Genomic DNA, 12,703 nt, shown 5'->3' on the forward strand with positions numbered 1-12,703 from the left:
ATTGAAGATAATCAAATTATCATTTTCGTAGGACCTTCAGGATGCGGTAAGTCTACTACCCTTCGTATGGTGGCAGGACTGGAAGACATCAGCTCCGGAGACCTTTTCATCGACGGAAAGAGAATGAATGATGTAGAACCGAAGGATAGAGACATTGCCATGGTTTTCCAGAACTATGCATTATATCCTCATATGACTGTATACGATAACATGGCCTTCGGACTGAAGCTTAGAAAAGTACCAAAGGATGAAATCGATAAGAAGGTGCATGAAGCTGCAAGAATTTTGGATCTTGAGCACTTGCTGGACAGAAAGCCTAAGGCTCTTTCCGGAGGACAGAGACAGCGTGTGGCTATGGGACGTGCCATCGTTCGTCGTCCGAAGGTATTCCTGATGGATGAACCTCTTTCCAACCTGGATGCAAAGTTAAGGGCACAGATGCGTGTAGAGATTGCAAAGCTCCACAAGTCCTTAGAGACTACCATCATCTATGTAACCCATGACCAGACCGAGGCTATGACACTGGGAACCAGAATCGTAGTTTTGAAGGACGGTTATATTCAGCAGGTAGATACTCCGGAGAACCTTTACGATACCCCCTGCAACAAGTTCGTAGCAGGATTTATCGGATCTCCCCAGATGAACATGATTGATGCGGAGTGCACAGAAGAGGGCGGCGCTGTAAAGTTAAGCTTTGCAGGAAACACCATCACCTTAAATGAAAAGAAAGCAGCTGCTTTAAAGGATAAGGGCTATATCGGAAAGACTGTCACATTAGGAATTCGTCCTGAAGACTTACATGACGAGGAAGATTATCTTTCTCAGCATGGACAGTCCGTGATTTCCGCAGAAATTCGTGTATACGAGATGCTCGGAGCGGAGACCTTACTCTACTTCGATATCGGAGATGCTTCTTGGACCGCAAGAGTGAATCCCAAGACCAAGGCAAGAACAGGAGATACCGTTCGCTTTGCTTTGGATGAGAACAAGATTCATATTTTCGATAAGGAAACAGAGCAGACTATTACCAACTAAGAGAATTTGGCTTTGTAGAAAAGCAATAAAAGTTTTCTGAAAAACTGGTAAAAAAGACAGGAAAAGAACTTTTCTTTCCCTGTCTTTTTTTAAAATGCTTGAAAATTGGAAATAAACTGATTATAGTAATGGGGAAAAACGATAAGGTCGGGAGAAGAGATAAGGTTGAGACGTGATTGGAAAGGCTGCATTCTTCCCCCCGGTGTAGTTCATGAAAGAATGGAGTAGAGATGATTTCAAATCAGGTTTTGCAAAGTACAATTGATTCCTTAAAGGGAATCGCCAGACTGGATATTGCCATTGCAGACATTGACGGAAAAGTATTAGCCACAACTTTCCAAGAGGATAGGGATGTATCCGAGATGGTCGTCTCTTTTGCGGCGTCCCAGGCGGATTCCCAGGCAGCGGGAGGCTTCCAGTTTTTTAAGATTTTTGATGAGCACCAGCTGGAATATGTTCTGATTGCCCATGGAGATACGGATGATGTATATATGGTAGGAAAGCTTGCCGTATTACAGATTCAGACTCTTTTAGTGGCATACCGTGAGAAGTTCGATAAGGACAATTTTATTAAGAACCTTCTTTTAGACAACTTGCTTCTGGTAGATATTTATAACCGGGCGAAGAAGCTTCATATCGAAGTGGGCGTTCGTCGTGTAGTGTATATGGTAGAGGCCAAGGACAACCTGGACGGTTCCGCACAGGAGGCTTTAAAGAGCTTCTTCTCTTCCGAGCCCAAGGATTTTGTGACCGCGGTAGATGAGAAGAACATTATCGTGGTGAAGGAGCTTGCTCCGGAGGATGATTATAAGCAGGTGCAGAAGGTTGCGGAGAGCATGATGGATATGCTGTCTTCCGAGCTTATGCTTTCAGCAAAGATTTCCTACGGTACCATTGTGAACGAGATTAAGGAAGTTTCCCGTTCCTATAAGGAAGCTAAGATGGCTCTGGAGGTAGGAAAGATTTTCTTTGTGGACAAGGAGATTATTGCTTACAATGCCCTTGGTATCGGTCGTTTGATTTATCAGTTGCCGATTCCTCTTTGTAAGATGTTTATTAAGGAAATCTTTACGGACGTTTCCCCGGATGATTTCGATGAGGAAACTCTGTCCACCATTAACAAGTTCTTCGAGAACAATCTGAATGTGTCCGAGACTTCCAGACAGTTGTATATCCATAGAAATACCTTAGTGTATCGGTTGGATAAGCTGGATCGTTCCACAGGGCTGGATTTAAGAGTCTTTGATGACGCCATTACCTTCAAGATTGCCCTCATGGTTGTAAAATATATGAAGTATATGGAAACTCTTGATTTTTAAAGCAGATTTTCCCAAGAACGCCAAGAGCTGAATAGCTTTTGGCGTTTATTCTTAACGAGTATCGCACGCGTAGTGTGCGATATCTCGTTTCTGAAATGGAGTGAAAAGGCAGTTAGGAGAAATAGATGGACGCAAATGAGGAGAAGCATTTGAGGGAAGAGGAATCAAGGCAGGAACCCGAGAAAGAAGCATTGGAGTTGGGACCGGAAGAAGTGCGGACAGAGACATCGGGGCCGGAGAAGGAGGAAGCGCGGATAGAGACATGGGGGCCGGAGACGGAGGAAGCACGGATAGAGACATCGAGGATGGAAACGGAGGAAGTGCAGAAAGCTGAGCCGGAACAGAATATAAAAGGGCTTTGGAAGGGAGTGGTATTTTTCTTCCTGTGCTTTACCCTTTCCTTTGTTCTTGGTGCGCTTTTGTGCTATTTTTATTTCTTCGGATTTCCAAAAAGACAAGAAAATCAGGCCATTCATAATGGAGCGGCCAGTTCTTCCACCCTTTCCGACTCCAATCTGGAGAACTTGGAGTCCATTAACCTTCCAAGAGTTACGGAGAAGCTTAGGAAGATTCAGGATTTGCTGACGGACAGCTACCTTTATCAGGAAAATGGAAAAGATGCGGAGGAGATGATTTACAAGGGCTTTTTGACAAGCCTTCTGCAAGAGGATCCCTATGCTGCTTACTATACAAAGGAAGAGATAGAGGAGACCAGAAATCGTCAAAAGGGAATATACAAAGGAATCGGTGCGGCGGTATCCGAAAAGGAAGGCGGCCCCTTGGTAGAGTATGTTTATCCCGGATCTCCTGCGGAAAAGGCAGGTCTTTTGGCGGGAGACATTGTGCTGAAGGTGGACGGCATTTCCGTGGAAAGCCTTAGCCTAAACTATATTGTGGAGAATCTGATTCAGGGTTTGGCGGGAAGCTCTTTGGAAATGGTGGTAAATCGAAACGGTGAGGAAGTCACTCTGCGGATTACCAGAGGTGAGGTGGTCATTCCCGGCTCGGAAGTCGGGGATGTGGCAGAGATGTTAAAGCTTGGCGATGCAGAACAGCAGGCCGTAGTGGATGCACAAAGCGGCGCAGAACAGCAAAACGAAACAGTGTCACATAATGGCGGCGAAAAGCAGACTGATGCCGGCACGGGTGTCTTAGCAAGCTTACAGCCTGGAGATATCGGTTACCTTTCCTTAAGGGGCTTCTATATGGAGGCGGTGGATTCCTTCATTTCCCAGTATGAATCCGATATTGACGGAAAGAAGAAGGCTTTGATTATCGATCTACGAGGAAATCCGGGGGGTGACGTGGAAACGGCAACCAAACTGCTGGATTACTTTCTGCCGGATCATTTGCAGAAGCCGAAGAGAAAGGACAGCCGGCCTTTACAAACGCAGGAGAACAGTCCTGAAACAAGCAATGCGCAGGCTACCGGTACAGAAGGGAGTAACACACAGTACGGTGGCGAAAGCGCTTCCCCCTCCGTCCTGGAAGTCACTCCCAACCCCAATCGCCAATTTGAAAAGGATAAGACCCTTCTTCTTTATACGGAAGATAAGTGGGGAAAGGGAAAGGACTGGTATGCCAAGGACGGACACGAAGTGGATCTGCCCATCATCATTTTAATGAATCAAAACTCCGCCTCCGCTTCGGAGCTTTTTGCAGGAACCATGCAGGATTATGACAGAGCCTGGGTTTTCGGAACCCAGTCTTACGGAAAGGGTATTGTGCAGACGGTACGAAGCTTCCCGGACGGATCTGCGGTGGAGTTTACCACCCATTACTACTTTACGCCGGCAGGACGAAACATCCACAAGAAGGGAATTACACCGGATCTTACGGTGGAAATGCCGGAGGCGGATCAATTCACTTATCTTCGGGACAGAACAAAAGACCTGCAATTAAGAAAAGCAGCAGAGAGTCTTTATATTAATTTTATACACGATAAAAACAGCCCATGATATACTCAGTTCATCAGAAGATGAACAGTAATGGATGGTGAGGCATGGTATTTTTTATCGTTAATCCCCGAGCGGGACAGGGAATGGGGTTACGACTTTGGGAGAAAATGAAGGAAGAAGGAAAGTCTTTGTTGGGAGAAGAAGGCTTTTCCGTTTTCTTTACGGAAAAACAGGGAGATGCCAGACTCTTTGCCAGAGAAATCACCAGAGAAATCAATAAAGAAAATCATAGAGAAATCACCGGAGAAAATCCTAAAGAAACCCAACAAGAGATTCATAGAGATTATTCCGGAGAAAGGAACAGAGAAGCAAAAGCTGTCTCTATAGAGGATAGGATTTGTGTCATCGGCGGAACAGGCACCTTAAATGAAGTGATTGACGGGGCTATGCTGGACAACAATTCCTTCCCGATTTCCTTTTTGCCGGTACATAGGGACAACGACTTTGCCAGAGCACTGCAAAAGGGCTATAAGATTCCGGAAAGTCTTTCTGCCCTTTTTGCCAAGGAAGAGCGAAAAGTAGATTACGGCATTGTAGAGGGAGAAAGAGGACACAGACGTTTTGTGGTCAGTGTGGGACTGGGCTTTGAGGCAGCTGTCCTGCAGGAGCTGCTCAGTATGGGTTGCAGCATTTGCCCCAAAGAAAAACAGAGGATTCGTTCCAAGGCTCTTTCCTATTTTTATGCTTTTGTGAAAGAATTAAAACGGGCAAAGAAAATCAAAGGAAGTATTCTCCTGGATGGAGAAGAACGAGTGGAATTCCAGCATATCCTCTTTTTGTCCATCCATAATCATCCCTATGAATCCGGCTATGCCTTGGGATGTGGAGCTTCCGGAGAAGATGGCGTCCTGGATTTATGCTTGGTCAGCACCAAGAAAAAGCTGCGATTGCTTTACATTATGTTTGCGGCACTTTTCGGAAAGCATAAAAGTCTTCCCGGGGTGCATTGCTACCGGTTTAAGAAGATGGAGATTCATTTGGAGCAGGAGGTGGCCTTCCATGTGGATGGAGAATCCTTGGGAAAACAAAAGGATCTCTCCATTTCCTGTATGCCCGGAAGATTGCGGCTGCAAATTTAAAACAGATGGGAAGAAGAGAAAAGGTCTTAGGGAAAGGAAAGGGAAAATGAGAGTTGGGCTGGGTTATGACGTACATAGGCTGGTGGAAGGAAGAGACTTGATTCTTGCCGGGGTAAAGATTCCTTATGAAAAGGGACTTTTGGGACATTCCGACGCGGATGTGGTGCTGCACGCTTTAACCGATGCCATCCTGGGGGCAGCAGCTCTTGGAGATATCGGAAGACATTTTCCGGATACGGAGGAACGCTATAAGGGAATTTCTTCCGTCCTGCTTTTGGAAAAGGCTTATGCTTTGGTACAGGAGAAGGGCTATACTCTGGGAAATGCAGACATTTGTATCCTACTGGAAAGACCGAAAATCAAGAATTATATTCCGGAGATGGAAGAATGCATCGCCAGGGCACTTCATTGTGAAAGAGGACAGATTTCCGTGAAAGCCACAACGGAGGAAGGCTTGGGCTTTACCGGAAGGGGCGAGGGGATTGCGGCGAAGGCCATTGTCCTTTTGGAAAACCGTTAAAACTATGGTAAAATGAAGGGAATTCTCGGAAAAGAAAAGTTCTTCGGAAGTTTTATGCATTGTCACAAATTGAACACAATATCTCTTTAGAATAAAGAGATATTTTTTATATAAGATAATGTTTCAGTAGGCGGAAGATAGTGTTTTTCTGCAATATTTTTAACGGGAAAATGTTTTAAGGGGGAGAAGAGATGAAACGTTTTATGGGGATAGTCTTTTCGGCTTTGCTTTTCGGAGTGATTGCCGGAACTTGTATGGTGGGCATCAATTACCTTGCTCAATCCAATGGGATTTATCATATTCTGGCGGAAGGAGAGCTTTCTCAGGATAATGAGACGAATTCGAAGCAAGACAGTACTCAGGAATCCAAGGAAGAAAAGCAGAAAGAAAAGCAGGAGAAAAAGACCAGCGCTTCCGATGTAGAGAAGGAAAAGACGGTGGTGCAGGCGGATTCCGGCTCTGTCAGTCAGGTGGCTAAGGAGGCTATGCCTTCCGTTGTAGCTATTACCAATATGATGCGTTATCAGGAAAACGGTTTTTCCATCTTCGGGGATATCCAGAGAGAAACAGAGTATCCTGCCAGCGGTTCTGGTGTCATCGTTGGAAAGAATGAAACGGAACTTTTGATTGCCACCAATAATCACGTGATTCAGGACTCCAATTCCTTAACCGTAAGCTTCATTGACGACAGTACCGCCAAGGCTCAGGTGAAGGGTACCGATGCCACGGTGGATTTAGCTCTTGTTTCCGTGAAGCTTTCAGACTTGTCTCAGGAAACCAGAGATAAGATTAAAGTGATTGAAATCGGTTCCTCCGATGCTATGGAGGTGGGAGACCAGGTAGTAGCCATCGGAAATGCTTTAGGATATGGTCAATCCGTAACCAAGGGAATCATTTCCGCAAAGGATAGAGACGTGGAGACGGAAGACGGAACCGCAGAGGGATTATTACAGACGGATGCGGCTATCAACCCCGGTAATTCCGGCGGAGCTCTTCTGAATATGCAGGGAGAATTAATCGGTATCAATGTGGCCAAGTACTCCGACACGGATGTAGAGGGTATGGGCTATTCCATCCCATCCTCCAAGGCGGAAAGCATTTTGAAATCCCTTTCCACTCTGGCCACCAGGGAGGATGTTCCCAAGGAAGAGCAGGGAGTGCTGGGGGTACAGGTGAAGAATATTGATGCCCAGACCGCAGAAAGCTTTGCAATGCCTAAGGGCGTATATATCTTTAAAATCCTAGAGGATACCGGAGCACAGAACAGTGAGCTCCAGGAAAGAGATATTATTACCAAGCTGGACGGACAGGGCATTGCTACTACCGCAGATTTGAAGTCCCTTCTCTCCAAGTATCGTATAGGAGAAGATGTTACTTTAACCGTAATGCGTCAGGATGGCAGCGGTAAGTACAACGAAGTACAAGTACACGTTACCCTTGGAAAAGCCAACGCAACAGATTACGAAACATCTAACGGCTCAGCATCCTCCGGAGAGCAACAGCAAGGCGGTAATTCTCAAGGAGAGGCTCCTCAGGAAAATGCACCGGAAGGAAATTCCGGGGACAATGGGGAAAGCTCCGCACCATCCAAGGAGCAAGAAGGAAAATCCAAGGGAAAGCAGAGAAGATCCAAGGAGGAAGAGGATTTTTATAAGCAGTTCCAGGATTTCTTTAATGAGTATAAGAGATAATTGGGATAAATAAAGTTTTCTTCAAAAAGAGATGGTTCAAAAGACTATCTCTTTTTACTTTTGGCATATCCAATTTTCCAGACGCTGTCTGGAAAATTAACTTGGTCACATTATTTAGAACTTTTATCTATAGAAGATAATGACAAGCGTAGCTTTTATGAGAAAGAAACAGAGAATGCTAATTGGTCTGTAAGAGAACTAAAACGTCAATTATTTCCCTGCATTTCTTGACGAACTGTGGGAAAAACTATACACTAAAACCATATTTGTCCTCATTTATGAGAAGATTGTCTTCGTAGAAAGGAAGCAAGAAAATGAAAATTTATAATACCATGTCGAAGCAAAAAGAAGAGTTTGTCCCCATTGAAGAGGGGAAGATTCGGATGTATGTCTGCGGCCCCACGGTTTATAATTTAATTCATATCGGAAATGCCCGTCCTATGATTGTATTCGACACATTCCGTCGTTTTATGGAATATAAGGGCTATAAGGTTTGCTATGTCTCCAACTACACGGATGTGGACGACAAGATTATTAAGACTGCCATGGACGAAGGCACAGATTGCTCTTCCATCACCGAGCGCTACATCTCCGAAGTGGAAAAGGACATGTCGGATCTGAATATTATGGAGGCTACCGCCCATCCCAAGGCAACGGAAGAAATTCAGGGAATGGTGAATCTCATTGATGTGCTGGTAAAGAAGGGCTTTGCTTATCCGGTGGACGGTACGGTGTACTATGACACCACTGCATTTCCTTCCTATGGAAAGTTGTCTCATAAGAATATGGAAGATCTCCGTTCCGGTCTTCGCGAACTGAAAGTCTCCGGAGAAGAGGAGAAGAAAAGCCCCACGGACTTCGTACTTTGGAAGCCCAAGAAGATGGGAGAGCCTTACTGGAATTCCCCATGGAGCGAGGGACGTCCGGGCTGGCATACCGAGTGCTGTGTTATGGCACCGAAATATTGCGGGGGTGCTTTGGATATTCATGCCGGCGGAGAGGACCTTGTCTTCCCCCACCATGAGAATGAAATTGCCCAGTACGAGGCGGCTCACGGCGAGCAATTTGCCCGTTACTGGATGCACAATGCTTTTATCAACATTGACAATAAGAAGATGTCCAAGTCCTTGGGAAATTTCTTTACCGTAAGAGATGTTACATCCCAGTTTGATCCTATGGTGCTTCGTTTCTATATGCTTTCCGCTCATTATCGTAGTCCACTGAATTTCTCAAAGGATTTAATGGAAGCTGCTAAGACTTCTTTGGGAAGAATTCTTACGGCGATTTGGCGTTTGCAGGATTTGATTCCTCGTTTGGAGGAGAAGGCATTTTCCAAGGAAGAAGAGGGAAATGTGAAAACTGCCGAAAGCTATGAAGCAATTTTCTCCGAGAAGATGGAAGACGACTTAAATACAGCGGATGCGATTACCCAGATTTTTGAGCTGGTACGTCTTGCCAATGCCACTGTGGAGGAACATTCCTCCAAGGCCTACGGCGAAGCTCTGCTACAGAAGCTGGAAACCTTGATGGGAGTTCTTGGTATTCGTACCGAGAAGAAAGAAGAGGAGCTTGGCGCCAAGGTGGAAGCTTTGATTCAGCAAAGACAGGATGCCAGAAAGAACAAGGATTTTGCTAAAGCGGATCAGATTCGTGACGAGCTTTTGGCCATGGGTATTCAGTTGAAGGATACAAGAAACGGTGTGGAATGGCAGAAGATTTAATGGCAGAAAGTTTAGAGAATCTAAGCTTTCAGGAGAGCGAAATGGAGAGTCGAAGTGCTAAGAAGACAGGCTCTTCAGAGGCGCAAGCTGAATGTGCTATGGTGGAAGAGCTTTTGGAAGATACCTTATCCATGGAGAAACAAGGTGCCTTCGATGAAGCTCCGAACTTATCCCCTTTGGCTTTAGCCTACGTAGGGGACTCCATCTATGATTTTCGGGTGCGAGATTTCCTTTGCAGAAGATATCAGGAAAACCTGAATCGGGTAAACAGCAGAAAGACCAAGCTGGTTTGTGCCAAGGCCCAGTCGGATTTGATGGGATATTTAATAGAAGAAAAGCTTTTAACGGAAGAGGAGCTTTCCGTTTATCGAAGAGCCAGAAACCATAAGTCCCAAAGCCACTCCAAAAACTCCAGCATTACGGATTATCGGAGAGCCACCGGATTTGAGGCATTTTTAGGCTATCTTTATTATGCCGGAAAGATTTCCAGACTGATTAGCCTGGTGGAGAAGGGATTGGAGCATTTACTGGCAGAGAATGAAGCCAAGGAATAAGTAAAGTTATAAAGAAAGCCATATAGAAAAGCTATATAGAAAAGTTATATAGAAAAGTTATATAGAAAAGCTATATAGAAAAGCTATATAGAAAAGCACTTATAAAGTGTCAGAGCATAGAAATAGGAAGAAGTAGGAAAGAGGAAGAGGATGAGAGAAGAGGGATATACCCTAATCGGCAGAAACCCGGTGCTGGAGGCCTTTCGTGCCGGAAAGACCATTGACCGCCTGTTTATTCAGGACGGTTTAAAGGACGGCCCTATTTTAAGTATTCTTCGAGAGGCGAAGAAGCAGGATTTGGTGATTGATTTTGTGAAGAAATCCCGTTTGGATGAGATGTCCTCAGGAGAAACGCACCAGGGCGTTATTGCTTATCTTTCCGCCTATGAATATGCGCCCTTGGAGGATTTATTACAGGTGGCGAAGGATAAGGGAGAAGCGCCTTTTTTCTTTCTGTTGGATGGAATCGAGGATCCCCATAATCTGGGGGCAATGATTCGTACCGCAAATCTTGCGGGAGCCCATGGGGTGATTATTCCGAAAAGAAGAGCGGTAGGCCTAACCGCAACCGTAGCCAGAACCAGCGCCGGAGCCCTGAATTATACCAAGGTTTGTAAGGTGACCAATCTGGTGCAGACCATGGAAGAGCTGAAGAAAGAAGGGATGTGGTTTGTCTGCGGAGACATGCGTGGGGAAAGCATGTATAAGCTGAACCTGACCGGTTCAATTGGATTGGTACTGGGAAATGAAGGGGAAGGGGTTTCTCGTCTGGTAAAGGAAACTTGTGATATGCAGGCCTCCATTCCCATGAAGGGAGAGCTGGATTCCCTCAATGCTTCCGTGGCCTGCGGTGTTTTGGCTTATGAAATTGTAAGACAGAGGCTGTTGCAAAATGGATAAAGTTAAGGCAACCTGGAAAATTCATGAAAAGCTTTGGTTTTTTGCCCTCCTGATATTTTCGGGGGGCTTTTATGGTGGATATACTTACAGTCTTAGAGGACAGGTGTTTGCCAATGCCCAGACGGCCAATCTTGTCATCATGATGTTGTCTTTGGGAAAGGGAAAATGGGGGAGAGCCCTGTATTCTTTGGCTCCCTTTACCGCCTATATGCTAGGTGTGATTTTATCGGAGTATATTGGGCAAAACCATAAAAATCTAAAGAAGAGAGATTTTGAAGAGAAAATTCTCCTTTTTGAGTCGTTGGTTTGCTTCCTTGTGGGGCTGATGCCGGCGAGTTGGCCGGATCAGTTATGTCAATTAAGCTTAAGCTTTATCTGTGCCATGCAGTTCAATATTTTCCGAAAAGCGGAGGGAATTCCCATGGCCACCACCTTCTGCACCAACCATATCCGGCAAATGGGAAGTCATCTTACCCAAGCCTTATTTTTCAAAAATGAAGAATCCGCCAGACTTGCGAAGAGACACGGCCTGATGATTCTTGCCTTCGCTTCCGGTGTTTTGGCGGCGGTGCTTTTGTCAAAGGTTTTCGGACTTTACTGCATTTTCGGAATGACGATATTGCATCTCTTTCTCTGGGCCAAACTACATTTGGACAATAAAAGCTATGAAGAGAGAGCAAAAAAGCTAAAGGAAGAACAAGGCAGATAAAAGAAGAGATAAAAAGATAAAGGACGAACGAAGAAGATAAAGCAAGATAAAGCAAGATAAAGCAAGATAAAGCAAGATATAAAACGAGATAAAAGAAGATAGAAGCTAAAGGAAGAACAAAAAAGATAGAATGAAGAGGAAGGAAAAGAAAGTAGGGCCAATGAGCGCTTGTAGAGAAGAAAATTGTTGGGAAATTGACGGAAGAACCGGACTTTTCGGCCTTTTGGGCAGTCCGGTGGAGCATAGCCTTTCTCCTGCCATGCATAACGAAGCCTTCCGCTTGTTGGGAATCAATGCCCGCTATCTTGCCTTTGATTTACAAAAGGAGGATTTACCGGGCACATTACCCGTTTTTCGGAAAATGAAGCTGCAAGGCTGTAACCTCACCATGCCCTTAAAGGAGGCGGTGATTCCCCTTTGTGACAGCATTTCCAAGGAAGCAAGACTTGCCCATTCGGTCAATACCTTGGTCTTCCGGGATAATGGAGAGATTGAGGGGCACAGTACCGATGGTAAAGGCTTCTTTCGGGGATTGGAAGCAAAGGGACTTGCTTTAAAAGGAAAGAAGCTCAGTCTTTTAGGATTAGGAGGTGCCGGAAAGGCCATCCTTAGCTATGGCATCGGAACAGAGCTTTCGGAAATAGAAGTATTGGTTCGAGAAGCGAGTAAGGGAAAGTACGAAGACTTTGTAGAACGATGCGAAAAGGAATCCGGAAGAAAGATTTCTTTAAAAAGTCTGGAAAGGGATTTGGAAGAAGCCTGCGGGAGCAGTGATATCCTGGTGAATGCCAGTTCCGTAGGGATGAAAGAGGTCTGTTCCCTGGTAGAGGATAGTCGCTGGCTTCATAAGGGACTATTTGTAGCAGACTGTATTTACCATCCCTCGGAAACGAAACTTTTACAGCAGGCAAAGGAACAGGGATTAGCTTATATGAACGGCTTACCCATGCTCTTTTATCAAGGGGCGGAGTCCTTCCGGCTATGGACCGGAAAAGACTTTCCGGAAGGAGAGGTCTATGCTCTTTTGGAATCAAAGGTCAAAGAAAGAGAAGGATAGAGAGTAAAACAATTATGTTATTGCTTTTCTGCAGTATAGCTTTGTACACGGGGCACGCTCTCGCTAACATCGCCTCGTAGGGGTACTAAGCGAAAAACTTCAGTGCCTTCGTTTTTCGCAAGTACCCACGGGCTCAGATTACCCCGTATCACAAAGCTAT

Annotated in this window: 12 protein-coding genes; all 12 read left to right on the forward strand. The window is 45.2% G+C overall.

Annotated features, from left to right (window positions below; genetic code table 11):
- On the forward strand, positions 1-1,035 hold a 1,035-nt coding region (locus tag RYL27_RS08220; RefSeq protein WP_314966482.1), incomplete at its 5' end, for an ABC transporter ATP-binding protein.
- A gap of 230 nt (positions 1,036-1,265) precedes the next feature.
- A complete protein-coding gene (locus tag RYL27_RS08225) occupies positions 1,266-2,354 on the forward strand; it encodes a PucR family transcriptional regulator (RefSeq protein WP_007156767.1) in 1,089 nt (362 codons plus the stop codon).
- 125 nt (positions 2,355-2,479) lie between these two features.
- Complete coding sequence (locus RYL27_RS08230; protein ID WP_314966484.1) at positions 2,480-4,312, forward strand: S41 family peptidase; 1,833 nt, start codon at positions 2,480-2,482, stop codon at positions 4,310-4,312.
- A 44-nt stretch (positions 4,313-4,356) separates the two neighbouring features.
- Positions 4,357-5,391 (forward strand): diacylglycerol/lipid kinase family protein, encoded by a 1,035-nt coding sequence (locus tag RYL27_RS08235; RefSeq protein ID WP_314346607.1) that lies wholly within the window; start codon positions 4,357-4,359, stop codon positions 5,389-5,391.
- A 46-nt stretch (positions 5,392-5,437) separates the two neighbouring features.
- Positions 5,438-5,911, forward strand: a complete 474-nt coding sequence (ispF, locus tag RYL27_RS08240; RefSeq protein ID WP_183684535.1) for a 2-C-methyl-D-erythritol 2,4-cyclodiphosphate synthase — start codon at positions 5,438-5,440, stop codon at positions 5,909-5,911.
- Between the two features lie 191 nt (positions 5,912-6,102).
- Positions 6,103-7,602 carry a S1C family serine protease gene (locus RYL27_RS08245; protein ID WP_314966486.1) on the forward strand — a complete coding sequence of 500 codons (1,500 nt, stop codon included), beginning with the start codon at positions 6,103-6,105 and terminating at the stop codon, positions 7,600-7,602.
- A 60-nt stretch (positions 7,603-7,662) separates the two neighbouring features.
- Positions 7,663-7,833, forward strand: a complete 171-nt coding sequence (locus tag RYL27_RS08250; protein WP_331667057.1) for a DUF1016 N-terminal domain-containing protein — start codon at positions 7,663-7,665, stop codon at positions 7,831-7,833.
- Positions 7,834-7,916: 83 nt separating this feature from the next.
- Complete coding sequence (cysS, locus tag RYL27_RS08255; RefSeq protein WP_314966488.1) at positions 7,917-9,323, forward strand: cysteine--tRNA ligase; 1,407 nt, start codon at positions 7,917-7,919, stop codon at positions 9,321-9,323.
- A gap of 41 nt (positions 9,324-9,364) precedes the next feature.
- On the forward strand, positions 9,365-9,877 hold the full coding sequence (locus RYL27_RS08260; RefSeq protein ID WP_314966489.1) for a ribonuclease III domain-containing protein: 513 nt from the start codon (positions 9,365-9,367) through the stop codon (positions 9,875-9,877).
- 150 nt (positions 9,878-10,027) lie between these two features.
- The gene (gene rlmB / locus RYL27_RS08265; protein WP_314637136.1) at positions 10,028-10,777 is read left to right on the forward strand and encodes a 23S rRNA (guanosine(2251)-2'-O)-methyltransferase RlmB; all 750 of its coding nucleotides are present in this window, start codon (positions 10,028-10,030) and stop codon (positions 10,775-10,777) included.
- Positions 10,770-11,486, forward strand: a complete 717-nt coding sequence (locus tag RYL27_RS08270) for a YoaK family protein (RefSeq protein WP_314966490.1) — start codon at positions 10,770-10,772, stop codon at positions 11,484-11,486. The genes rlmB and RYL27_RS08270 overlap by 8 nt, the downstream gene beginning before the upstream one ends.
- 160 nt (positions 11,487-11,646) lie before the next feature.
- Positions 11,647-12,543, forward strand: a complete 897-nt coding sequence (aroE, locus tag RYL27_RS08275; protein WP_314966492.1) for a shikimate dehydrogenase — start codon at positions 11,647-11,649, stop codon at positions 12,541-12,543.
- Positions 12,544-12,703 lie beyond the last annotated feature (160 nt).

It is taken from the genome of Oribacterium sinus (assembly GCF_963537195.1).
GTDB classification, from domain to species: Bacteria; Bacillota; Clostridia; order Lachnospirales; family Lachnospiraceae; genus Oribacterium; species Oribacterium sinus_A.